The following is a 25,747-nucleotide window of genomic DNA, read 5'->3' as shown; positions in this document are numbered from 1 at the left end:
AAATATGAAAACATATATTCGTATTTAAATTATACAAAATCTTCTCTTGGATAAATAAGAAAGCATTTTGTATGTTTGAAATTGTAAAAAATACGATACAGCCAAATTTAAACCCGCATGAACGAAAAAGAATCGAAGTACCAAGCCCCTGCTTTGGATAAAGGACTTGATATATTGGAGTATTTATCAGCACAATCTATCCCATTGTCTCAAACTGAAATTGCTATTGGTATTGAGAAAACGCCAAACGAAATTTACAGGATGTTGATGAGTCTGGAAAGTCGTGGTTATATTTTACGTGATGAAGTTTCTGGTAAGTATAGGCTGTCGTTAAAGCTTTTTTACCTCTCACACCGGCACTCGCCTATTGATGAGCTGCGTAAAGCTGCCCAGTTTCCATTAGAGGAACTGGCAAACAGTATCCGTCAATCTTGCCACTTGAGTATTTTGTACATGAACCAGGTAATGGTGATTATTCATGCGAAAAGTCCTGGGCCGATTGCGCTTTCTATTGAAGAGGGAAATTTGTTTCCTTTGCCACTAACCGCATCGGGTAAGGTTTTATTGGCTTACATGCCTGAGGCTGAGCGTAGCACAACATTAAAAAACAATTCCATTTTTAAGAAATATGCTAAAGCCCAGCAAGAAGATTTTTTGACTTCATTGGAAGATATTCAGCAAACAGGCTCTTATTTCAAAAATAGTGATTCTGTTTCTGGTGTAACCGATCTTTCGGTACCAATTGGTATTAATGGCAATAATGGAATTATCGCCTGTTTAACCATTTCGATGTTAAATGCGATAAATGTAGATCAAGCGATTGAAAATGATGTGATCCTTGCCGAGGCCTATAAATGTGTTAAAAAAATAGAACAGCGGATTGGGGTTTAACCCCCAACCTCCAAAAAGGGGGCTTTGACTTTCTAATCGCTGATATAACTGCTAACTGATATGAGCGTAAACTACCCTCTATTATGACATTTCTCTTAATTGCTTGCGCTCGTTTCTCAACAAGTGCATAAATAACTTTACGATTTTATCGTTTGTAAACGACGAGCTATTCAACGCTCGTTAGAAACGAGCGTTAGCCCAGAACCCTTGCAATCCCCAATGCGGTATCTATGGCAATAAGCCATAGACAGGTTGATGTGTAGCCAAGAACAACTGAGTTTGGTTAAATAAACCTGATAGAACGGAAAGCCCGGAGCGAAGAATGAGTGAGGACTTGGAGGGAGAGCAGGGCTTTCATAACCTAAAAGCACCGAACCCCGCTTTTCTAAATGATATTGACCACCCCCAGTACAGCATGGCTTGCGCTCGTTTCCCAACGAGTGCGTAAATAGATAAACGATTTTATCGTTTGTAAATGAAAAGCTATTCAACGCTCGTTAGAAACGAGCGTTAGCCCAGAACCCTTGCAATCCCCAATGCGGTATCTATGGCAATAAGCTATAGACAGGTTGATGTGTAGCCAAGAACAACTGAGTTTGGTTAAATAAACCTGATAGAACGGAAAGCCCGGAGCGAAGAATGAGTGAGGACTTGGAGGGAGAGCAGGGCTTTCATAACCTAAAAGCACCGAACCCCGCTTTTCTAAATGATATTGACCACCCCCAGTACAGCATGGCTTGCGCTCGTTTCCCAACGAGTGCATAAATAACTTTACGATTTTATCGTTTGTAAACGAAAAGCTATTCAACGCTCGTTAGAAACGAGCGTTAGCCCAAACTAACCAGAATACTTCACGTTATAATCCTTACCTTTTTCGATTGTTACTTCATAAATCCCCTTCGATAATTCTTTAACTTCAGCACCTTTTACAACAGGTTTGGTTTTGCTTTTTACCTTTAGTTTACCTGCACCTGTTGGAGAAGAAACTTTGATTTCTTTTTTACTACAAAACACTGAAATATCACCATTTGCTGTTGGGACTTTACCTTCCATCCATTCCAAACCACCTAAATTAGGTTCAATGGTGTACGTTTCATAACCAGGTGTTGTAGGTTGTACACCTAAATAATATTTTCCCAATAAATAAATCGGACTTGCACCCCAGGCGTGGCAAAGGCTTTTTCCAAACGGGCGGCCGTACATCGCCAAGTGTTCGGTTCCCTTTTTATCCGGGTTGTATTCCTCCCAAAAAGAAGTTGCACCCAGTTTTAACATGCCACCCCAATAATTTTTCATTTCCTTTAATACATAAGGTTGTTCGCCCATGGCACATAATGCTTCGAGCTCGTAAAAACGCATATAAGGTGTGGTAATTTTGGCTATTTTATCGTTTAAGAGTACATTTTTCTTAACGGCTAGCTTTTGCTCCGGGCTAAAATAATCAAAGAAAATCCCGAACATGTTGGCATAACGGGTTACATTATCCGTTTGTTTATCGTCAATCCGGCTATGCACTAAAGCACTTTTTTGCTCATTCCAATAAAGTTCAAAAATCTTGTTTTTCAGTTCTTTAGCCTGTTTGTCGTATTTGGCAATGCCTTCTGTGTCATTGGCTAATTTGGCACATAAAGCCATTGTTTCTAAACTCCTGGCATATAACAACTGTTCGAAACTTACTTCACCATCTTTACTCAGTTTATCTGCCCAATCGATAAAAATCCAGTCACCAGGCATCCACTCTAACAGGCCGTTTTTATTCTTTCTTCCATCGATATAAGTCATTAGCGACTGCATCCGCGGGTAAATATCCTGTACGAACTTCTGGTCGCCGGTAAATTTATAGTAATCATAAATCCCTAAAAACCAATAAAAAGAGTAATCCATAATGGTATTGATGTGCGCCGTTACAGGATCTTTTCCACGCTGAGCCAATAAAGTCCGTTTTACAGTAGGTGCATCAAAAAATGAATAATAGTTCATCAAATAACTTTGATAAGCATCGCCGCTCCATACCCACCGATCGCGTTTTATCCCATCGATAAAGAACTCGCGGGTGTTTAAATGAAAGGTATATTTGGCTACATCGTAGATTTTGTTTAGCTCAGTGTCCGAAGATTTAAAACTCCCTCTTTCTGTTACAGGTGCATATTCGTACAACATAGAAACAGAATCGACAGATACTGCACCTTCAGATTGATAATTTACATATCTGAAGGCCTTTGAAAGTGGCATAATTGAATCTTTTTTCTGAGAACGGTCAATGTCAAGATAATCTAAGGTTTCACATTTATCGGTTGATAAGGCCTCTTCTTTCGATTCTCCGTAATAGATACTCAGCCTTCCTTTTCCTTTTAAACCATGTACTTTTATAAAACCAAAGGTTTCCTTTCCGAAATCAGAAACTGCACCATTGTTTACTTTTTCTGTTTTAAGAGCCGATTGTGCAACAACAGGCAATTTAAACTGCGATGGCAATTGAGTTGGATCGGTTAAATTCCATGAGCCTGCTGAAACAAAGGTAGTTCCCGATTTATCAGAGGTTTTTCCACTCGCATCGATCCATTCTTTATCCTCGAAAGTAGCGAGCCAGGTATCATCAGAAACTACCGTTTTACCCTGAACAAAAATTGCCGGAACATGTGCCTGGCTATACACCTTCAAACTCAATTTGTGTTTTCCTGCCGGAATTTGAATGCTTTTTGGAAAACCTGTAATGGCTTGACCATCGATTTTAACATTGTAAGTACCTTCTACAAACAATTTAACCTCTTCAGATTGAGCAAGATTAAATTCTTTGTGAAAATCTACCAAAACATAATGGCTATCCATTTTCCAGAAGACGGGGAAAAAAGATCCTCTTTCGGTTCTGCGGTTCTGCATCACATTGCTCATGTAAATATCTAAATCGCCCGGATACCAGATCCAGGAGGCTTTTTGTGCGAAAAGCTGTACTGCCGAGCAGGTAAAAATGGCAATGAGGATAAGTTTTTGAAAGTTTTTCATGTCGTTTAGTTTTTATATTTATCGTCATTTCGACCGTAGTGGAGAAATCTTTAGCAATTACAACTTCATAGATTTCTCCATTCCGTTACACTTCAGTCGAAATGACGATTCTTCTATTTTTTAATGCCCATTAAAGAAAATGTAAAGTGCAACCATTACGATTGCGAGCGCTATCCACGAAATCCAAACTGTTCTTGCTGGTTTTTCTATATTGGCCTGGTGTTCTTCATTAACGGTGTAAATACTTGGTGATTTATCCAGTAAAGAAATCAAAATCGCGATGATCATTAGTCCTGCGAAAATGAAAAATGATAACATCAGGTAATGTGGCCAGATATATTTATCTGATGGCAAAATCCAGAGATAAGTTACCCCAACGCCCAAGCTTAAAATTGAGCCAATGGATAGTGTAAAATTCACCGCTTTTCTTGTGGTTCTTTTCCAGAAAACGGTGAGTAAAAACACGACCGACAGCGGCGGCGCAATAAAGCCCAAAACCGATTGAAAAACATCGAATAAATTCAATCCTTTAATGTTATCGATGGCCAAAACCACTACAACCGCAAAAATACATCCTGCAACAACTGCCCAGCGGCCAATGCGGATAATTTGTTTATTACTCGCCTGTGGGTTTATTTTCTTTACATAAATATCCATCGTAAAAACGGTACTTAAAGAGTTTAAAGAAGAGCCAATTGTACCTACTAAAACCGCAATCAGCACAACGATTACCAGGCCATTCATACCGGGAGGAAATAAATTGGTTACCATGGTCATATAAGCTTCGTTCGGATCTTTTAAGCCAGGAAATAACACATAACAAAGGATTCCTGTTCCGATAAACAACGGTAATGAGAGTATTTTTAGCCAGCCAATAAAACTCACGCCCAATTGCCCTTGTTTTAAGTTCTTAGCACCCAGAACAGATTGAACCATCGATTGATCGGTACAGAAAAAGGCCACAGCTGCAACCGGATAACCCAATAAAATGGCATACCATGGATATTTTGGATCGCTGGCGGGTTGGATTAAATTCCAGAAATGATGTGGTGTTTTTTGATATAAAGCAGAAAGTCCACCAACTTTATTCAGTCCCAAAAGCATGAGCGATAATGAAACGGCAATCAATAAAATCATTTGGAAAACATTTACTTTAGCAATGGCTTTTAAACCACCGAAAAAGGTAAACAGTCCCGCAAAAGCGACCAATACGGTAACCGATTGCCACATGGGTATGCCCAAAATCTGGCGGACCAAAAAGCCCCCGGCAAACAAACCGAGCGATAACCAGGAGATTAAAATCTTAACCAGCGCATACCAGGCGAGGATGTTTTGAGTGGAATCGCCATAACGGTTGCCCATAAATTCAGGCATGGTACTTACCTTGGCGGCAAGGTATTTAGGTGCGAAAACAATGGCCAGTAAGAATAAAAAGATAAAGGCATACCAATCGAAATTAACCGCTACGATACCGGTACTATAGCCAATACTTGCAAAAGCCAATAACATCGACGGACCAACATTGGTACCCCACATATTGAAACCGATGCTGCTCCAGTTTAAGGATTTATTGGCCAAAAATAAGGTCTCATCGTCGTTTTTCTTTTTAGAAAAACTGGCCCGATAACCAATGATGATCAGGATAACGAGGTATGCGATGACAATGATGTAATCTAAATTGGTTAAACGTTCTACAATGTTTCCCATTGGTTTATTTGGTTAGTTCGGTTGTATTATTTGATAGTTTTTAGCCACAGATGGACACAGATCTTCATGATTTGTCACGAGTGGTTCGTGGAGACACGAACCACGGCGCATTATGTTCCGTGTTTTCTGTGTCTCCGTGGCAAACAATTACAATCCTATCGATTCCCTGGTAATGTGATTTGCTTTCAAAATTTCATCAACTTTTACTGGCAAGCCTGTTGCTAGCGATTGATCCATCGCTTGTAATAGCGCAACGGTTCCGATGCCTTCTTTTAAATCAGGGTATGCGGTAAAATTATTGTTGATGCTATCTGCAAAATATTCTAAATAATTCTGGTATTCTCCGGCGTGATGGCTTTGTCCTTCGAAACGGAAATAGTGCTTTAAAGTAGAATCGCCCCAGGTGATGATCTTTTCTTCGCCGGTTTTGGTTGTAACAGAATAACGCAGTTCATGGTAATCGGCCTGACTAGCACCTTCCGTTCCGCGCAGGATACAGCTCATGCCACTATCGCGACTTGCAGGCTGTGTTGGGCCAGTATAAGCACCGCTAACCCGCGCAATTCTGCCATCTTTTGCTTTAAAAATAAAGTGCATGGTATCCTGATTTTTCAGTCCGGCTTTTAAACCGTTGCTACTCAACATGCCATAACCCATAACTTCTTCAATATCTGGCATGTACCACCTGATAAAATCAACGGGGTGACTTAAACCGCCATACAACCATTTAAATGATTGTTTTAACGACCAGCCTTTTTCCAGAAACCAGCGATGATCGGCGTGGTAATGACTTTCGATAGTGATCAGTTCTCCGATTAAGCCCTTATCAAAATCTTTTTTCTGGCGCATGGCAGGCTCAAAAAAACGGGAGCTTTGCCCTACGAAAATCTTTTTTCTTGATTTCTTTGCTAACTCCAACAGCTCATTGGCCTGAGCTAAATCATCGATAAATGGTTTGGTACACACCACATGCTTCCCATGTTCAAGCGCCAGTTTAATGTGCTCAAAATGTAGATGATCTGGTGTGTAAATCGCAATCATATCGATTTTGTCGCTGGTTAACATATCCTCGTAATTGGTTGTCCAGTTTTGAAAATCAAATTCTAAAGCCCGTTCTTCGCAAAGCTTTTTATTGGCATCGCAAATCTGGATAAGCTTAAACTTTTTGCTTGCCAATGATGCAGAAATGGTGCTTCTGCCTTCTCCTAAACCTAAAATCCCTAATCTTAACATGATATTATTTTTTAAGCGTTATTGTTTTCCTCCCCCTGCCCCCTCCAAAGGGGGACAATAAGTCTTCTATTCTATCGGTTTAAAGAAAACCCAAACCTCTTCTGGCTTTGTTCCTTCAATTCCTTCCTGGTATTTTTTCATTATTGCATTCCATTCGTTTACTTTTGGATTGTTCTCAGTGGTTTTTGGATTCAATTCATCTAAACTTTTTCCTTTGGGAATACTAATGATCAGCATTAACTGTCTATCGTTTTTAAAGATGGCCAACCGCTGAAACTCGGCCTTACAAAATCCTTTTGAAATTTCTGGCCATTTTTCGAACTGTGTTTTATGGTAAGCCAGATATTCTTTCTGGAGTTTTTCATCTTTCACCAAATTGGCTGATAAAATGATGTTATCCCATTCTGCTACTGGTTTATCGCCACAATTCTTTTCTCTGTTAAAGTCGTAAAACAGATTGTCGTACAATTTAATTTCTGTCGCATTTAAACGTTTTAAAGTTTGCTGCAAGCTCTCCCCCTTTAAACTTAAAGTATAAATTACCAATCGGTTGTTCCATTTATAGATTGAACCTGGCAGGAGGTTATTTTCTTTAGCGAAAGTTTTTAAGGCATTGTTACCTGGCAGATTACCCGTTTTAAAAACCAATTCGAATACAACAGATTGATCTACAGCCTGATTGATGCCTCTTTTTGAATAATTGGCTTTGTCTTTTAATAAATATTGGAAAGGCTTTTCTAAACCCGCACTTTGTTTGATATGATCGGAAACTTTTGGTCCGTTACTTTCCCATAAATTGTCTGGCCCGTTGGCATTCTGAAGGTACTTTTCAGTTGGCGTCCAATTGTTTTTGATGGTAAAATACGAAGAACCTTCATCGGTATAAAGATAAAACCAATGATCAGGCAGATGCGAATATGGCGCTTTGTAAATGCTATCGACTACATTTTCGGTAATGAATGATCCGGGCTGAGCAGATAGTGTATAAATTCCGGCTACATCGTACATGTGTTTTCCGTAGTGATGAATCTTATTGCCGCTGATGGTATTGTTTTCCATCGCATTTCGGATTTTCGTCCATCCCCAACCCACGCTGATGCCGGAATAAGACACATCATTGATTTCGTTATGCAGAATTTTAATGCCCCGAACATATCCTGCGCCTATACCAACAGCGCCCCAATCTTCGTTGGTTACATCGGTAATCAGGTTGTTCTCAATTTTATTGTTCGTCGAAATTTCTCTTTGATCTGTGGGATTGTAAGGCAAATGTACTTCGGTCGCTTCATCAGAGAAGGTTCCGATTAGAATGGCTGAACCACCAATATCCTTAAATAAGTTGCCATTGATTGCATTATCTGCAGTTCCTTTTTTATAATCCAAACCTGTTGATGCCAGGTGTTCGAACCGGCAAGATTGAAAGGTTGTGTTGTTTGCATAACTCACTTCGACTGCAGCAGCCGGACGACCAACCCAGGCCTGATTTTCTAGCGTAGGTTTGTCTGGTGTCCCGGCTTTTTCGAGTTTATAGGCATCAAGCATGTACATGCCGGCCTGATGAGGAACATGACCTTGTTTTGATGGTCTCAACCAGGTGGAGTGCTGAAATGAAATACCCTTGAAATTCACGTAAGAAACCGGTTGATCAATTGTTCCCTCTATTTTAACCAAGTTTTCTAAAGCCGGAGCAATAACCTCGGCATTTAGCATATTTTCTGATGCTTTAGGCCAATAATAAAGCTTGTGGTACTGTAAATCTTCAAACCATTCACCAGGTTCGTTCAAGAACTGAATGGCATTTGTAAGGTAAAAAGCAGAATTCCCTGTTTTGTCTGACATCCATGGTGCTGGCCAGGGATGCTCGGATTGAATCCTGCTTTCGGGCTGCATAAAAGAAAGTTCAGCAGCATTACCTACAATTTTAACAGACTTTACACGAAGATTTGCAATGGCCCACCATTGGTGGATCAGCATTTCCATTCCTTTGATACTGGCTAAACTGATATTCTTTTGAAGTGGAATTTTACAGGTTTGCTTTTCGCTATCCCATGATAAAATCCTTCCCATTTCTTCTCCATTATAGTTTTTTGCACGAACGGCCTTATTGCCATTTACCCATAGCTGTCTGAACTGTAGGTCGCCCCCATCTAAATTTGGAATATCAGCTACCCAAACCTTCCCAACAGATTCTTTTGGCAGACCAGCAATGGTGTGATTCAACTTTTTCCAGTTTTTTATCTGAATGCCTCCACTCAAAATAACTTTTTCGTTAGGTGCGCAAGTAATTGTTGTCGGACTATCTTTTGTGCCAGAGTCTTCAGGGCGAAGAACTACGGGTTCGTGCAATTGATAAAACCCTTTGCCGATTATAATCCGGATTCCATCCTTAGTAGAAGCATCATTCAAACGCCTCAATTCGCGGGCTTTTCTGATGGCAGAATGTAGCGTTGCCAAGGGCTTTTCCTTGGTTCCTACATTAGTATCATTGCCATTTATGGATACGTAAATATCTGCTGCATTAACTTTAAAACACAATAATGATAAAAAAAACAGCAGACTAAAAAATGGTTTAGTTTGTTTGGTTCGTGGAGACACGAACCAAGGCAGCTGTATTGTTTGGATTATTGTAGTTAAAACCATTTTATAATTTTGCTATTGAGATTGCTTCGTGCCTCGCAATGACGGACCCTCACTTTGAAACACAGATTTCAGGTAGCTGGTATTAGCGCTGAAATTATATTTTACATTGGTGGGCTGTTTGGCATCCCGACTTCTTTCTACAACCAGCCATCCTTTCCAACCCATATCATCAAGTGTTTCTTTTACTTTATTGAGGTCGATCTTTGGATCGTTCTGTAACCAAACACCATCTTCATTAGTGGCATGGATTTGAACGATGTTCTTCCTGCCTAAAATTCTCAGCTCTTGGTGTAAATCTCTTCCATTCTTAATGGCATTAGAGAAATTGAAATAACTTTTAACATGCTTGCAATCAATATCTTTTAACAATTGTAATTCTCCTTTTGCATCTAAAGCACTTTCAATTCCAATTGTAATTCCCGCTTTGGCGGCCATCTTTCCAGCAACTTTTAACCGTTCAACAATAGGTTCGCGCAGTTCAGGGTTTTTAACCAAATCACCTTGAATGCCCAAAGGCAGAAAAACTACTTTAATATGCATTGCTTTGGCAGTATCCAAACAATCCTGGATCATTTTCTGATAAGTTGGTCGCTTGGCAAATGATTGCGCATAAAATCCGGTCATCGCCAGCGAGCAGATTTCGAGGTTCAGCTCTTTTGCTTTATCCAGATACTCCTGCCTGATTTTTGGATCGGCTAATTTGTTATCAAATGTTACGCGATCACCCAGGCCGCCCATGTCAATTTCCAATCCGTCAGCACCGATTTCTTTTGCGAGTGGCAAAGCGCTGATTTTCTGACGTTTTAAAATCATTAAATCAATCACGGCAACTTTATAATTGTTCTTTTTCTCCACTGCCAAAAGCAATTGATTTGGGATCATTAAAGCGCCTGTTAGCAGCGCTACATGACCAATAAAAGACCTTCTGTTTTGATGCTCCATATCCACTATTTACTTGTGCTTAACGGGAATAATTTTTCCAGATTTTCAAATCCCGTTACTGCATTTTTAGGGAGTTTTTCACCTTTATCACCAAAAACATAAAGGGCATTTTCCTTTTCGATGGTTACTTTACTTTCATTGTATTTACCAGCTTTATCTTTAACTGCAGTACCATTTAGTTTGAAGTTTTTGATTAGGAAATCGTAAAGTGCAATGCGCTTATTAATGCCAAAATCATGTTTTTCATCCGGGAGGTGAACATTTTCGACTTTATCTTTTACACCATAGTAACTGTACATTTTTTGTAGATAAGGAAAATCGTGTTCGGGTGTGTGTGCCGTCCAATCGCTACCATCTGACACCAATAACTGGGGACGAGGTGCTGCCATTGCAGCCAATTCAACGTTATCAGTTCCGCCGCCACATTGATGGATTGGCATTCCGCTTTCACAAGGGCAGCCACCATAAAAGTAAGACGACATCGCCACTACAGGAGCACTTAGTTTAATCCTGTCATCCATGGCAGTCATTAAAATGGAATGACTTCCTGCACCCGAACCTCCACTGATACCAATTCTGGCTGTATCGGTTTCTTTTAGCGCACTGAAGTAGTCTAAAATCCTGATTCCGCCCAAAGCCTGAACGGTTTGTGCCAAGCTTTTGCGGTGATCTTCGTATTTAAACTGGAGCATCGATTCGCCCCAGGCAAATAAGTCGTAGCTAAAAGCCATAGCACCCATTCTGGCAATCATTGCACAGCGGATCTGGCAATCAGGTCTAAAACGTTGTTTTTCCCAGTGTCCGTCAGGACTTAAAACCAATGGGATTTTCCCTTTAAAATTTAACGGTTTATATAGTGAACCGTTAATCCAAACCCCAGGTAAAATCTCCAGTGCAATGTTTTCTACCGAATACCCGTCAAAAATTCTTTTCGCCGTGATAATCGGTTTTGAATTTGGTTTGGCAGGCAATGGCGATAACAATAAGGCTTGGTATAATTCGGGCTTTATTTGTGCCTTACGTTTTTCCCAACTGGCCTGGTCGTGGTATTTTGTTGCCAAACTATCCAGATAGGCCCATCCATCTTGAACCTCCCAACGGTAATATTCGTATTCTTTCAACTTGTAAACACCAGGTTTCTCTTTGTTTACTTTCATATCCAAAGGGGCAAGCACGTTTGCAAGCGTTTCATCAACGTTTGCACGAAAGCGCCATTCTGCATAGTTCACCCATTTATCTTTTACCTGTGGTTCTGAATATTTGATCTGTACCCTGAAGCGTGCTTGGATCTCTTTCAAAACTTCTACAAGCGGCTTTTTATAGAGGTTATCGCTGTTTTGGATTTGGGCGGAGAGATTATTAAATGCAAATAAAAAAATGGCTAGTAAATACCCACTTCTCAAAATTCCTCCCCCTGCCCCCTCCAAAGGGGGACGAGTTCCCTTACTTAAGATTTCTCGGCTACAGTGTGTGTCTCCTCGCAATGACGATTGCCAAAATCTCGAAATGGCGTGTCTAGTTAAATTTACCATCTTAACCCTCCTCATTTTTAGTTTCGGTAATTACCGGAGCTGTATAACCTTTTAATTTCGGCCAAATGCCATTTTTGATTTTCTTTAATTTTAGCTTCGAAGGATCAACCACAACATGTTTAATTTTCTCTCTTCTCCAGGTATAAATGAAATGTAACATGCCATCAGAAGTTTGAATCACCGCAGGATAAGAATACTGACTGATGGGTGAATCTTCTAAAATCAATGCGGCCGACCATTTATTTCCGTCTTTTGAAACCGAAACATTTAATGGGGTACGCGGTCCTTTGGCTAAATCTCCTGGTGGCAAAACATGGTTGTAAACCAATACATGGCGACCATCTTTCATGGTTACCGCATCTGTACCGGAGTTGTTATTGGGTAATGAAGTTTTGGTTAATGCCGACCAGGTTTCGCCGTTATCATCAGACCAGGATTCTACAATGGCACGATTTGCTGTTCTGGCCAATAGCTGCAATTTCCCATTTCCATGTTGCAAAATGCTTGGTTGAATGGCTTTAATTCCATTTTCAGGCAATGGTCCTACGGTTCTCCAGGTTTTACCGTTATCCTTGGTTACCTCGAAGTGGATTTTCCAGCCGTCGCCTTCTTTGCTTGATGGTGCAAAAAGATTTCCATTGCTTAGCAAAACTGGTTTGTTTTTTACAGGGCCGATATAACCATCGGGCAATTTTGTAGCATCCGACCAGGTTTTACCGCCATCTTTTGAGGTTCTCATCATGCCCCACCATTCTGATGGTTTTGGACCGATTTTATAAAACAACAGTAAATCTCCACCGGAAACCTGATATAAAATCGGATTCCATGTAGGTAATCTTTTACCATCAGGCTGGATACCATTTGCAACCGAAAACGGCGCTAACCATTTGCCATCTACAAAGCGACTGATGTAGATTTCTACATCAGGATTCCGTTCTTTTGTTCCTCCAAAAAATGAGGCCACCAAACCCGTTGGCGTTTCTGCGATTGTTGCAGAGTGACAGGATGGGAATGGTGCTTTGTCGTATAGGAATTCTTGTTTTACGATGCCGCTTTGCCATTTTTCAACCTGGGCGTTGGCACAAATGGTGGACGCAAAAATTAGATTGATGGCGATATATATTTTTTTTGATATCATAATTCTTTTTTCTCTTCGAGGTGATTACACAGATCATTGGATTTCACCGATTTGATTTTTACATTCAAAACTGAAAACTTCAAACGGCGAACTGCCTACTGCTTTTGTTTGGCTGCTTTCTCTTCTTTTATTTTTTTAGTGTAAGCACTGTAAAGTGCTCTCCAACTGCGACCGTTATTATTTAACATCTGCTCTGATTTCGTTTTGTAAATCTCGAAAATGGCCGAAATCTGTTTCATGTTTTTGTAATCGACAGCTTGTTCTCGGGCTTGTTTCAAAAAAGCCAAAATCTTTGCTTCCTCATCGGCAGTTAAATCAGGAACAATTGCTTTGTAACCTTTCATCGTGAAATCAACTTTTCCAATAGTGTATTTGTCTAAAATGATTTCTACCTGCTCTGGTGTTAAATTCTTCTTCAATCCATCCATAAGCGATTGATGAACGGTTGACGGCATAGCAGAATCGGCAATAATCTGTTTATCTAAATCACTTAGTTTATTGCCGGTAGCCGGGTTTATTCCGTCAGGAACAGTTGATGATGGGTGGTCGTTATGCCAATCTCTAATGGTGGTTAAATGAACCGCAATTACATTTTCGACAGCAGATTTTTTTGCTGCGTCGGTTAAATTTAATGCAAAAGTCCATTCTTTTGCCTTTGCCAGGATTTCTTCTGGTACAGCAATATCTTTGGTTTGGCTGAATGCATTTACTGAGGCGATCAGTAAGGTTATCAGCATAAATGGTTTAAAAAACTTTCTCATAATTGTGTTTTAATTATTGTTTCGGTTCGTGAAGGCACAAACCGAGGCTTATATACAGTAATCTTTTCTCGCCATGGTACGTGTCACCACGAACCATTATTTTATTTCCGCTCCACCACAAAAGCATAATCGCCAGAACCAAGTTCATAAACAGCGCTATTATGCTCCATTTTTACAAATTTTAAATCCTTTATTGACTTATTTTTTTCTGAAACTTCATTTTTATTATTTGCAGGAATATAAATCAACGCCGTTGTATTTGCTGGGATGGTAATGTTCCAGTTAAACTCGTTAGCGGTTTTGCTATAACTGCTTTTGATTAACCCGTAAACCGAATTGTAACTGGCATTTACCGAGTTTAAACCATTGATCATTTCAGGTTTCATGATAATCTTTTTAAAAGCAGCCTCTTCAGATTTTATACCTGCCAGGTTTTCGTAATACCAGATCAGCAGATCGCCTAGCATCATCACGTGGTTCTGTGAATTCATTTTCGGATCAGCCGTATTGCCATTCCATAATTCCCAAATGGTTGTTGCACCATTATCAACCATGTAACCCCAACTTGGGTAGGTTTTCTGTGTTGCAACTGTATAAGCTAAATCTGGTCGGCCATAATCGTTTAAACAGCGCATTAACCATTGGATTCCGACCAGACCATTACTTAAATGGCCTTTATTTGTCACTTCAACAGTATAAGTGACATTCTTAAAAACCTGATCTATTTTATTTTGTGGAACCATTCCGAAATAAAGTGGAATGATGTTATCCGTTAAGGCATTAGAAGCATAATAACCTTTATCGTTATAATATTTTTGATTAAAAGCATCTTTGACTTTGTTCCCTAAAAGCTCATATGTTTTTACATCTTCATCGTTACCGCTTACCTTAGCGAATTGTATCATCAACTGCGTGAAATGATAATAATATGCCGTTGAGATTAATTCGGAAGGATATTTCTTGTCTGCACTTTTACCCCGACCAAACTCGATGGTAATGGGTGGCATACACCAATCGCCATAACTATCTTTGGTCAAAATGTAATCTTTCATGTAGCGATCTTGCATGTAGGCCAACCACTTTTTCATCGCTGGATAATTATCCCGAACGGCTGAAACATCGCCTGTTTGTTTGTATAACATTTCGGTCACCAAAAGCATTGCACCCGGCCAGGTCATGTTATCGCTGTAATACCTCCAGAAAGCAGGTGCAACATCAGGAATGGCGCCGTCTTCTTTCTGCGAGTTTCTTATATCCTGCAACCATTTGGTATAAAAGCGTCCGTTATCAAAAAGAAAACTTTCTCCGTAAGCTACAGCGCCCCTATCGCCAAGCCAAGGCATCCGCTCGTTGCGTTGAGGGCAATCAACCGGAATCCCCTTATAACTTCCGGCAATTCCCCACCAGGCATTTTTGAAGATCTGATTGGTTAAAGCATCTGAAGTTTCGAAGGTTCCGACCGTTTTAATGTTATCATAAATCATTTTGCCTAGAAAATCATTCACTGATGGTTGGTAAGTATATCCCGAAAGCTCTACGTATCTAAATCCGCGGTAAGCAAAGGTAGGCTCCCAGGTTTCTAATTCGCCCCCTTTTAAAACGTATAAATCGGTACATTTCGCATTGCGAAGATTAGCTGTAAAAAGTTCGCCACTATTTTGAAGTGATTCTGCAAAACGCATTTTGATTTGTTTGCCCTTTATGCCTTTTACCTTGATCTGCAGCCAACCGACCATGTTTTGACCCATATCCAAAATATACCGGCCACCAGAAAGTTTAGTAATTGAAACAGGCTTTATTGTATTCATCACTTTCATGTTTTCATTCATCTGGGCTTCAATGGTTCCTGCTGGTTCTTGTACAAATTCTGCTTTTGCCCATTTGCTATCGTCAAAACCTACCTTATTCCAGCCTGGAGCTTCTTTTGTAGCATCGTATTCTTCCCCATCGTATTCGTTATTGGTTCTGATCGGTCCATCCGTTGTGCCTTTCCAGCTATCGTCGGTATCAATATTTGCTGTTGTTCCATCGCTGTAAACGATGTTGATGTTCATTAGCATTTTCGGAAAACCAAATGTTTTAATTTTATAAGGTTTTTCATTTTGGCGCATCGCGAAGAAACGGCCATTTCCGAGTACCGTGCCAACTGCATTTTTACCATTCTTAAGGTAACTGGTTACATCGTATGTATTATATTTTACATTTTTGGTATAATCTGTAGGCGATGGTGATAAAACATCATTCCCCACTTTTTTGCCGTTGATGTAGAGTTCATACAAACCTAAACCAACGATTGATGCCGTAGCAGACTTGATTTCTTTCGTGCTCTGAAACTCTTTTCTGAAATACCTGGCTGATAAACGCGAATCAGTTTTAATGTTATCCCAGGCGAATGCCCTGTCGAAACCAATCCAGCCTTTCGGCCAATCTTTGTAGTACAGCAAACCCATTGAAAAATAGTTGTTAGCAGACCATTCGCTTTGCCCAACATTAGTCCACACTTTAACTTTCCAATAGACTTTCATCCGGCTTTTAAGCACTTTTCCGTTGTAAGCTATATGAATAGATTCTGGTGAGTTAATCTTTCCTGAATCCCATAAATCCCCATCATTAGCATTTAATTTCTCTGGCGAAGAAGACACCAAAATCTGGTAAGCCGTTTGCATTACATTTCTTTCATTTGAGATGATATGCCAGGCCAACCGGGGTTTCAAAACATCAATACCCAAAGGATTCTCGAGCATTTCGCAGGTGGTATTTTGCAACGACACCTCTGCTATCACTTTTGAAAAGGATAGGAACCAAATGCTGATGATCGCTATGTAGATTTTAATGTTCATTACTTCGTATATGATTACACAGATTGTTGGATTGCACTGATTAATTGATTACACTGATTTTTTACTTTTTTTAATTATTGTTTCTTCTTTGCTTTGCTGTTAAACATTTATTTGCTCCGCTGATTTCGAAGATTTACGCAGACCAATAATTTTCTCATCTGTGTAAATCCGCGTTATCTGCGGGCTATTCTTTTGCTTTGCGAAAAACTTAGCGTTCTTTGCGGTTAAACCTATCTACCTGAAAAATCAAAATATAGGGTCATATTTAGTGCCCTACTTGGGGCTTTATCAAAATCGTAATAAATATTCTTCATTCCCATGGGCCCTGTAGTTTCTGGTTTTTGTGTTTTTGTGCCAATTGCCGAAATTGCGTTCATAAATGAAATATCACCATTAGGAAATGTCGGACTCATGTTATCATATTCTGTATCTTTTGATTTTTTCGGTGTAAACAACCTTAAAAACACATCTTCCCTATCTGTAATCACTTTAAAAGATTGTTTTTTACCAATAAACTCACACCAATACATGTTTGAATAATAACCTTTAAATTCAGGGTATTGCCAAGGTGCTTCACCAGTTGCTGAATTATTATAATCTTTTTTCCAGATGCCAAATTGGGTGCCTTTCATTCGGTTTTTCCAAACGCGGTATGGTCCGTTTCCCTTATATTCAACTGCTTTAATTTCTGATTCAGGATAAGAGAAGTTCAGTCCTACGAAAGTGGTAAAGTAATCTGATGGAAAATATTTCACTTCCATTTTTAACCAGCCTGATGGATAAATCGTCCATTCTAAAGTATTCCAACTTTCTTTTTTATCAAATTTTGATGAAATCACTAAATTTTCACCATCTATTTTTTGAGTGAAGTTTTTAAAATTATTTACACCCTCCTGTAAAATGGGGCCATTTGAAAACGGAACTACACCTTTGGCATTCTGAACCTGTTGCAGCAAACCTGTTGTTTTATCGAATGTTAAATTGATGCCGTTGGCAGAAACCTGATAAACTTTCGCATCCTCTTTAAGATTTACCTTTGAAGGACCTGTTTGTACAACAATTTTCTCTGCATCATCTCTAGGCAGCGTTATCGGAAAACTCCAGGTGAATAATTCCTTACCGTCTGGTGCATTAGCGGTGAGATAAAATGCATCAAAGCTTTTCCAGTCGCTTGGAAGATTAACTTGTAATTTTCCTTTTTCGAAAGGTTTGATATTTGGTACATCTGCTTTTCCAGATTTGAATGCTGCATCAGTTCCTGCTTTTAATTTCTTTAATTTCCAGTTGAAAGTACACTGATTGAGATTGGTAAATGCATAGCGGTTTTCTAGCAAGAACGAACCATCAAAACCAGCTGTCATTTCTCTTTTCTCTACAAAAACAGGGCTCCAGACTTCTTTAATGGTAAAAAAACTACCTTCTTTTTCGTGGTAAGGTCCAACAATCCCGTCAGGGCCATGGTTTCCATCCGTATCTAATTCTCCATTTTTATCGGTACGCACTACAGCCTGATCGGCAAAATCCCAAAGGAAACCACCAGCCGAAAGTGGATTGTTCCACATGGCATTCCAGTAATCTTCAATGCCCGCACCATGACCGCCATCCCACATGCCATGCAGAAATTCAGTAGGCATTAAAATGTTATGACCATGATCGTAATTTCCAATCCCGTAGTTAAATTCGCGGTAATGAGTGGTTTCGAAACCTCCAAAAACTTCCCAAGGGTGGATTAACGGACGTTTTTGAATATCTTCTTCTGCAAAAAGATGATCAAGTTCGCGGTTATGTCCGCCTTCATTTCCATTTGCCCAAAAGATGATTGATGGATGGTTTTCATCATTCAACATCATTTCTTTCATCAATTTTGTTCCCGTAGGCGTATCATAAGTGCCGTGCCAGCCCGCTAATTCATCCATTACGAATAAACCGAGCGAATCACAAACGTCTAAGAAATGTCCGTCTGGTGGATAATGCGACATCCGAACGGCATTCATGTTCATTTCTTTCATTAACAGCACATCAGCAATGCTGATTTTTTTACTTGTTGTTCTGCCTGAGGATGGATAAAAAGAGTGACGGTTTACACCTTTAAATTTCATTTTCACCCCATTTACATATACACCATCACGTTCTTTTACTTCTACCGTTCTGAAACCTATCTTTTTACAAAGCTGTTGGATTTCTTTGCCATTTTTAACTAAAGTGAATGTTGCAGTGTATAGATTTGGAAATTCTGTCGACCACAATTGCGGATTGGAAAACTGATGGCTAAGCGTTATACTTTGTGTTCCTTTCTTTATTGAAGTGGTAAATCGATCTCCAAAACGTTTACCATCTTTCGTAAAAACTTCTACTTCAACTTTATCGGCATCACCTGTGTAAGCAAGTTTGGCATCGAAATTTCCGTTAGCTTTGGCATCAATCTGAATTCGATCGATATGTGTTAAAGGCAAAGATTCAAGGTAAACTGGTCTGAAAATACCTCCAAAAATCCAGAAATCTGCTTTCCGTTCGGCTTCATTAACTGATTGATTAGCTGAATGTTTAGATACTTTTACTTCAAGTAAATTATCGCTATCAAATTTTGCCAATTTAGAAATATCATATTTAAACACATAAAACGAACCCTGATGTATTTCTCCTGCAGATTTTCCGTTGATTTTAACCTCGGTATCCGTCATCGATCCCTCGAAAACAATATTGATTTTTCTGTTTTTCCAATTTGTAGGAACCTTAAATTTATACTGATAAAGTCCTTGTTCTTTGCCTTTGTTTTCCTCTTTGTTGAAACCGTAGTTATATTTTCCAAAACCTTGCAATTCCCAGTTTGATGGCACGGGAATGGTGGTCCATTTGCCCGAATTTGCACCAGCCGTACAGAAGAAATCCCAGTTAACGGTATTGTCGTTTCCTGTTCCTGATAGGTATAATTTCTCCGTTTGCTGTGCTTTTAGGGAGCAAAACATGGTTGTTAAACACAAGAAAAGTATAAATCTGCGTTTCATTAATTGGTTTTAAAAGTTTTAGTTAAGGGATTATCGGTTCTAAAAGGCAATGCAGGTAAAGCATTACTGTAAAAATTTCCTGATGGACTTTCTGTCCAGTTATAGCGAACGGCAACTGGTTCGGTAATTTCTTTTGCTGAAACAATAACTTTTCCGTCTTTAACAAAAGCGCCTGCATCGATAAACTTTCCGTCTTTTCCAGCTATGGTAAAGCCATTCAGTAGATTTGATACATTCGATTTTAAATAATCAAAGTCAAGCAAAGCTTTTCCGTTTTTAAATGATACACTTTTATAAACCGGACCTGAAAAATCATTTTTTTGATTGTAAGTGTTTGCTAAAGCCCAAAGCGCCAATCTTCTGCCCACCTCCCATTTGTATGTTGGATGCAGATCTTCGTTCGAATCAGTTAAATCATTGGTAGAAACCATACCTGTATTCGGTAATCTCAACAGCTGAGTCTGTGCTTCCCAGAATTCAGGTTCGGTATTTTCATCAACAGGTACTTTGCCTTTGGTTTTAGAATAATTGAAAGGTGCAATCTGAACATAATAAAAGGGCAGATCGTTTTCCTTCCACGCTTTTCGCCAGCTATTGATCAATACTTTCATTTTATAGGCGTAGCTGATTTTCTCATTCAGAAAACAATTGGTTTCGCCCTGATACCAAAGAAAGCCGCGGATTTTAAACTGCGTTAAAGGTTCGATCATTGTCGGATAAAATTTACCCGGATCATTACCCACTTTTTGGTTTTTGAAGTAATCTTCCTGCGCAAACGCATTTTCTGCTATCCACGGTTCAATGGCGCTGCCTGGAATGGCCGAAGAGATCATGCCTACGGGAATACCTAATTTTTCCTGAATTTCTTTCGCAAAGAAATAACCTACGGCCGAGAAAGCACGTAAAGCGGAATCTTGGGCTACAGACCAGCTTTTGTGGATCGAATCGGGTTTGTTTAATGTTTTACGGTTCACCAGAAAAATCCTGATCTGATTGTTCTTTGCTTTCGCAACCTCATCAGCAGGGAAACCCAACTTTTCATTTTTCGGTTTCGGAATTTTAGCCAGTTTGCGCATGGCGTACTCCATATTGGATTGACCTGAACACACCCAAACTTCGCCAACTAGAATATTGGTTAATATAATTTTATTTGAGCCAGTGATAGACATCGTTTGCGGCTTTGCTGATGTTTTAAGCGGCGCTAAAACAACTAGCCATTTTCCTTCTTTATCGGTAACAGCTTCTTTTCTCTGACCTGCAAACGTTACTTCTACCTTTTCGCCAACTGAAGCAAAACCCCAGATATTGATGGGTTTATCCCGTTGTAAAACCATATTGCTCGATAAGATCTGAGGCAAAAGAATTTTTGCATTAGCGGAGAAGGAGAACAAAGCAAGAATGGCTACGAGTAAGAAAGATTGCCACGTCGTGCCTCCTCGCAATGACGATGAGGCGATCGGAATGACGAACGCTTTAGCACGCAACGAGGTAAAAACTGAAAATCTCGAACTGAAAACTGCCAACTGCCTCAAAATCCCTCCGTTTTTAAGTATTTAATCGAATAAACAGCTTCTTTTTTCTCTGATTCCCCTGCATTTTTCAAATCATAGGTTTGATCGGCAGGTGTATCTACATCAGGAAAACGGCGAACATCGCCGGTGCGGAAAACAATTCTGGAAACATCGGCAACTGGCTGAAAAGCCAAACTTGTTAATGCATCTTTCCCATTAACAGTGATGGTGTAAAATCGGGTAAACGCATCTAATTTCAACTTGATATCATAACTTTTCCCTGCCTCATATTTCATGAAATTTTTATACCGTGCACCAGCTTTTGCGCTTAAAGTTCCTGCAGTATCAAATGTCAGGCGTACAGTTGCCATTCCTTTTGCATCCTGCAATTCGATTTCCAACAAACCAAAATCATTTTGCTTTGGCGTAACCGAAAACGAAGCAATAATTTTTCTGGATGCAGGAAACAATCTTTCGGCTTTCGCATAGTCGAAGGGATCTTTATCTTTTAAAACCAAAGCACCGTTATCGACTTTAACAGGCGCCCAAAGCGGACTGTATATGTTCCACATTTCGAGCGCTTTATCAGCTGGTATTTTACCGAAATCATCATTTACGTGTTGTGTAGCCTTATCATTAACGGGTACCGGAACTGAAGAAACCCAGATATCTTCTTTATTCATGCTGTAGGTTAACCATAATTTTCCATCGGCAGGTTTTCCGTTCCCTTCTTCAATACCGCGAACATACTGCGGACCGTAAGATTTGTAATTACCTCCGTAACGCATTGGCGTAATTTCACCATGCACCAGCAAAAGATTGGGATAATCGAGTCCGTTTTTGCTTGTTGAAATGGCTAAAGGCCACCTGTACTCAGATGGATTATAAACCGTTGCGTAGTTACCATCAGCAGTTTTTTGTCCCCATATTTTGGCATTACTGTTTACAAAACCTGGTGCACGCGACGCGTTTTCAGGCCAGCTTTTACCGTTATCATTGCTGATTGCTGTTAAAGCATTTTTCCATAAACCAACTACTCTTCCATCAGGCAAGTGGTAATAACTGAATGCCTTATACTGTTTTTGTAAAGTAATTAAAGGGTCTTTTCTATCTGCCTCTTCATTCCATTGCTGTGTCATTAATTTATTAGCTAATAACTCGTTACAAGCCTCAATAAAAGCTTTACTTTTACTTCTGGTATACAATGGATATTTGGTGTTTTTCTCCGAATAACCTGGATTGTAATGGATGAAATAAATTGGCCCGTATTTTCCATCTGGCTGAATTTCTCTTACTGCCCTGCCAATTCCATGACCATCGTTTGGGTCATCTTTTGCATCAAAACTGATGGCATAAAAACCCAAAACAAGGAACACGTTTTTAGTAGAAACATAAAAGCCCATGCGTTGGTGCATCACGGCATCTAAATCTTTAGCTACATCAGTTCTACCCGCCTTTGTGGTTCCATCAGGAATCCTGTAAATCGGAAAAACAACATCTGGCTTAGTCCAGGTGTAGCCATCTTTTGAGGACTGTAATAATGTTTGTCCTGGCGGGATACTTTCTCCAATTTTATCGCTCAAATATTCGATGTAAAATTTGTTATTCCAATAAGCCAACATCGGCGCATGGTTGTAGGTCCAGCCAAAGTTTTCGGCCAGTTCTGGATGTTCCCTGTTTGCCCTAAAAGTTTGGATACTGTGTACACCCATCACCGGCGAAAGTTGCCCATGATGATAATCTGCATTAACTAAGGTTTTACCTGTATAACGCACCGTATCCTGCGCCTGCGAGTTTTGTATCGCAAATGCAAATAGTAAGCTTAAACAAGGTATTTTAAATATTTTCATGTTTATATTTTTTACCACCAAGACACTAAGGCACGAAGTCTTGTATTCGTTCGTCGTTCCTTCTCGTAATGACGTTTTTTTCTTTGTGTCTTGGTGGTTACTATTTCAATAAATCCTTAATAACTCTTCTTTTCACTTTTATAATTGTTCCATGTTTATGTCCTTCGGGGATTGAAATCTCCGCAGTTACATCTTTAAAAGACTTAAAATCGGCTGTTCTATAAGCTGAATAAATCTTTTGTCCGTAGGCATCGAAATAAATCAGCCAATCCTTTCCAACTTTAACAACCGTTGGTCCCTCCGTTAATTTCGGACTAAAAGTTTCAGAAATATTTTCATAAGGACCTAAAGCATCCTTTGCAAAAGCAACTTTTAAATTCCTGTTCGGGCGGGTATTATCTTTTAAAACCAACACATAATCTTTGGTTGCCCGTTTCACAATAACCGCATCAATCACACTAAAACCGGGATCGAGAAACAGTTTTGGTTTTGAGAAAGTCTCAAAATCTCTAGTTGTAATACTATACATCCGGTGGTTATTTTCTTCTTCCTCTATTCCTTTAGCAAAGCGGAACGGTATGGTTGAAGCCCAGATGATTACATATTCTTTTTTCTCATTATCGTAAAATATTTCCGGTGCCCACACATTTACGGTTTTTGGCTCACTTTCCATTACTGGAAGAAATTTTTGTGCACTCCAGTTGATCAGGTCTTTAGAACTTGCGTAGCCGAAACCTTTATCGCCTTTCCAGCTGCAGGTCCAAACCAAATGAAAGGTTCCATCCGGGCCTTGAACGATTGATGGATCGCGTAAAACTTTTTGTGTTCCTACTTCGGGTTTCAAGAAGGTTTTATTTAAATCTGCCCAATGGTAAGCATCATAACTGTACAAAAGCCTCAAGCCTTCGTTGGCTGGCTCGTGGAAGGAGGTAAATAAATAAGCTTGTTTTGAACAGGAACTTAATCCGCACAAAAGCAGGCCAATAATGGCTATGCGAAATGATAATATGGAATTGGGTTTAAACACTGTTTTTCTTTAATTATTTCTTTTTTGCAATTGTCAGTCTGAGCGTAGTCGAAGACCTTTTCTGTAATTTGTTAAAAAGATTGTCCTTCGACTACGCTCAGGATGACATTTTTTTAACTGTCGCGATAGATTTCTCCATTCCGTTGCACTCCAGTCGAAATGACGATTTTGCGCGAGGATGGCGAACAAAAAAGATTGCTTCGTCGTTCCTTCTCGCAATGACGATCTTACACAGAATCAACGCCTTATGCCTATCGCTACTCTTCTATATCTCTTCCAACACCAATACCCAATCGTTGCCATTTGCAGGCTCACCTGGTGGGTTAAACTCTTTTATTCCTTTATTTTCAAATTCTCCAATTGGGATCATTTTCCCTGTTCTTGGATCAAACCATGATGCTTTTACTTCGTCACCATCAATTTTACCCATTTGTACACTGAAATTTCTTCCTGTATAGTTGTACAACATCGCAAATTCTTCGCCTCTTGTGGCTATAACCCGTTCATATTTTTCGCCGTTCTTTCCAGCTACCAAAGTCTGATCAGGCACACGATCGAAATAAGAATGAGATAACATTAAATCTTTCAAATACTGCATCTGTTTAGCGCCTGGTGCATTTATAGCCGTTATCCATTGGTCTTTAGGGCCATAAGCAGGTTTTAAATCTGTTTTTTTATACATCTGCATCACCGAATTATGACCATAGGTATAGCCAAAGGCACCTGCAAAAACCGACCAGTAACCGTATCTTCTTACATCACTATCTGTCCAGCGTGGTTGGAGCGTATCGTGCAAACCTTGTGGAATATCCTCATAAGAAGGCTCACCATCAATTGTCGGCTTCGTTGGTTTCAGTTTATAATCGGCTTCAATGTATTTCCAGTTATCTTCTCCATAATGTAATTTCTCATTTTTAGAGGTATCCTGATCATATCGGCGGTGACCAGATTGAACCATATCAAAATCGCACCATTTTGCATTCTGAAACCATTGCGATGAGGCAGTTCTTCCCCTCGGGTGGAAAGTAATGAGGTGATTGGGATCATTTGCCCTTAAAGTTTCGCCAATGGTATTCCAAACTTCTTTTTTATCGCTGCCTTTAATATCGCCACCATTGAGCCAGATGATATTCCATTTCTCTTTATAGCGTTTCGCCAAAAACTCAGAATAAGCTTTTGCCTGTTCCTTTTTAACTTTTCCAGCTTTAACATTTGTACCCCAAACAGGCACTAGTGCCATGTAAAGGCCTTTTTCTGCTGCCTGATCAACGATATAATCTACATGATCCCAATAATCATAAGCCAAAGAATCTTTTGGATTATTGCCCGGTGTAAGCATCGGCTTTGAAACATCGGCATGAACAACTGAGGAATCCAGATACACATTTCTAGATGGAACATCATGTAATAACATTACCTGGATGACATTGAAACCTTTTTGTTTGCGGTCTTCGAGGTAAGTATTTGCTTCTTCTCTTGTTAACCTGCCAAACAACAACCAGCCCGTATCGCCAAGCCAGAAGAATGGTTTGCCATCACCAGTGGTTAAATATCTTCCATTCTCTGAAACCAAGAGACTTTTATCGCCAAAGTGTGGTTTTTTCTTACAGCCAAAAGCTAAGCAAGAAACCACAACAAGCAGAAATATTTTAGATTTAATGTTCATG

At 39.6% G+C, this 25,747-nt stretch carries 15 protein-coding genes; 1 reads left to right on the top strand and 14 read right to left on the bottom strand.

From position 1 onward, the window contains the following. The first annotated feature begins 117 nt into the window (after positions 1-117). Positions 118-891 carry an IclR family transcriptional regulator gene (locus LQ227_RS14905; RefSeq protein WP_230140880.1) on the top strand — a complete coding sequence of 258 codons (774 nt, stop codon included), beginning with the start codon at positions 118-120 and terminating at the stop codon, positions 889-891. An 837-nt stretch (positions 892-1,728) separates the two neighbouring features. Here LQ227_RS14905 and LQ227_RS14900 read toward each other — a convergent pair. The 14 genes from LQ227_RS14900 to LQ227_RS14835 all read right to left on the bottom strand — a co-directional run bounded on the left by LQ227_RS14900 (position 1,729) and on the right by LQ227_RS14835 (position 25,746). Further along, positions 1,729-3,894 carry an amylo-alpha-1,6-glucosidase gene (locus tag LQ227_RS14900; RefSeq protein WP_230149822.1) on the bottom strand — a complete coding sequence of 722 codons (2,166 nt, stop codon included), beginning with the start codon at positions 3,892-3,894 and terminating at the stop codon, positions 1,729-1,731. Between the two features lie 120 nt (positions 3,895-4,014). Continuing rightward, a complete protein-coding gene (locus tag LQ227_RS14895; protein WP_230149820.1) occupies positions 4,015-5,601 on the bottom strand; it encodes a sodium/solute symporter in 1,587 nt (528 codons plus the stop codon). Between the two features lie 147 nt (positions 5,602-5,748). Next, positions 5,749-6,834, bottom strand: coding sequence for a Gfo/Idh/MocA family protein (locus tag LQ227_RS14890; RefSeq protein WP_230149818.1), 1,086 nt, complete (start codon positions 6,832-6,834; stop codon positions 5,749-5,751). Positions 6,835-6,900: 66 nt separating this feature from the next. Beyond that, entirely contained in the window at positions 6,901-9,369 is a 2,469-nt protein-coding gene (locus LQ227_RS14885; protein ID WP_230149816.1) for an L-rhamnose mutarotase, read from the bottom strand. 117 nt (positions 9,370-9,486) lie between these two features. Then, positions 9,487-10,416, bottom strand: a complete 930-nt coding sequence (locus LQ227_RS14880) for a sugar phosphate isomerase/epimerase (protein ID WP_230140870.1) — start codon at positions 10,414-10,416, stop codon at positions 9,487-9,489. 5 nt (positions 10,417-10,421) lie between these two features. After that, positions 10,422-11,714 carry an acetylxylan esterase gene (locus LQ227_RS14875; protein WP_230149814.1) on the bottom strand — a complete coding sequence of 431 codons (1,293 nt, stop codon included), beginning with the start codon at positions 11,712-11,714 and terminating at the stop codon, positions 10,422-10,424. Between the two features lie 235 nt (positions 11,715-11,949). Next, positions 11,950-13,086, bottom strand: coding sequence for an exo-alpha-sialidase (locus tag LQ227_RS14870; RefSeq protein WP_230149812.1), 1,137 nt, complete (start codon positions 13,084-13,086; stop codon positions 11,950-11,952). A 95-nt stretch (positions 13,087-13,181) separates the two neighbouring features. Continuing rightward, entirely contained in the window at positions 13,182-13,847 is a 666-nt protein-coding gene (locus tag LQ227_RS14865) for a DUF3826 domain-containing protein (protein WP_230140858.1), read from the bottom strand. A 101-nt stretch (positions 13,848-13,948) separates the two neighbouring features. Continuing rightward, a complete protein-coding gene (locus LQ227_RS14860) occupies positions 13,949-16,687 on the bottom strand; it encodes an alpha-L-rhamnosidase (protein ID WP_230149810.1) in 2,739 nt (912 codons plus the stop codon). Between the two features lie 230 nt (positions 16,688-16,917). Further along, positions 16,918-19,692 carry a glycoside hydrolase family 2 TIM barrel-domain containing protein gene (locus LQ227_RS14855; RefSeq protein WP_230149808.1) on the bottom strand — a complete coding sequence of 925 codons (2,775 nt, stop codon included), beginning with the start codon at positions 19,690-19,692 and terminating at the stop codon, positions 16,918-16,920. Further along, entirely contained in the window at positions 19,692-21,026 is a 1,335-nt protein-coding gene (locus LQ227_RS14850; protein WP_230149806.1) for a sialate O-acetylesterase, read from the bottom strand. Before LQ227_RS14850 ends, LQ227_RS14855 begins: the two co-directional genes overlap by 1 nt. A gap of 194 nt (positions 21,027-21,220) precedes the next feature. Further along, positions 21,221-23,053 (bottom strand): exo-alpha-sialidase, encoded by a 1,833-nt coding sequence (locus LQ227_RS14845; protein ID WP_230149805.1) that lies wholly within the window; start codon positions 23,051-23,053, stop codon positions 21,221-21,223. Between the two features lie 100 nt (positions 23,054-23,153). Next, on the bottom strand, positions 23,154-24,080 hold the full coding sequence (locus LQ227_RS14840; RefSeq protein ID WP_230149804.1) for a glycoside hydrolase family 43 protein: 927 nt from the start codon (positions 24,078-24,080) through the stop codon (positions 23,154-23,156). 265 nt (positions 24,081-24,345) lie between these two features. Next, positions 24,346-25,746 (bottom strand): glycoside hydrolase family 140 protein, encoded by a 1,401-nt coding sequence (locus LQ227_RS14835; protein ID WP_230140845.1) that lies wholly within the window; start codon positions 25,744-25,746, stop codon positions 24,346-24,348. Position 25,747 lies beyond the last annotated feature (1 nt).

It is taken from the genome of Pedobacter sp. Bi27 (assembly GCF_918698255.1).
Classification (GTDB): domain Bacteria; phylum Bacteroidota; class Bacteroidia; order Sphingobacteriales; family Sphingobacteriaceae; genus Pedobacter.
Note: the sequence above shows the minus strand (reverse complement) of the source record. Positions and strands in the feature narration are given on the sequence as shown.

Bases quoted from the DNA above. Each gene is read 5' to 3' on its own strand.
- LQ227_RS14900 (WP_230149822.1), bottom strand. From the start codon at position 3,894: ATGAAAAACTTTCAAAAACTTATCCTCATTGCCATTTTTACCTGCTCG.
- LQ227_RS14865 (WP_230140858.1), bottom strand. From the start codon at position 13,847: ATGAGAAAGTTTTTTAAACCATTTATGCTGATAACCTTACTGATCGCC.
- LQ227_RS14860 (WP_230149810.1), bottom strand. From the start codon at position 16,687: ATGAACATTAAAATCTACATAGCGATCATCAGCATTTGGTTCCTATCC.
- LQ227_RS14895 (WP_230149820.1), bottom strand. From the start codon at position 5,601: ATGGGAAACATTGTAGAACGTTTAACCAATTTAGATTACATCATTGTC.
- LQ227_RS14905 (WP_230140880.1), top strand. From the start codon at position 118: ATGAACGAAAAAGAATCGAAGTACCAAGCCCCTGCTTTGGATAAAGGA.
- LQ227_RS14890 (WP_230149818.1), bottom strand. From the start codon at position 6,834: ATGTTAAGATTAGGGATTTTAGGTTTAGGAGAAGGCAGAAGCACCATT.
- LQ227_RS14855 (WP_230149808.1), bottom strand. From the start codon at position 19,692: ATGAAACGCAGATTTATACTTTTCTTGTGTTTAACAACCATGTTTTGC.
- LQ227_RS14850 (WP_230149806.1), bottom strand. From the start codon at position 21,026: ATGGTTTTACAACGGGATAAACCCATCAATATCTGGGGTTTTGCTTCA.
- LQ227_RS14835 (WP_230140845.1), bottom strand. From the start codon at position 25,746: ATGAACATTAAATCTAAAATATTTCTGCTTGTTGTGGTTTCTTGCTTA.
- LQ227_RS14870 (WP_230149812.1), bottom strand. From the start codon at position 13,086: ATGATATCAAAAAAAATATATATCGCCATCAATCTAATTTTTGCGTCC.
- LQ227_RS14880 (WP_230140870.1), bottom strand. From the start codon at position 10,416: ATGGAGCATCAAAACAGAAGGTCTTTTATTGGTCATGTAGCGCTGCTA.
- LQ227_RS14845 (WP_230149805.1), bottom strand. From the start codon at position 23,053: ATGAAAATATTTAAAATACCTTGTTTAAGCTTACTATTTGCATTTGCG.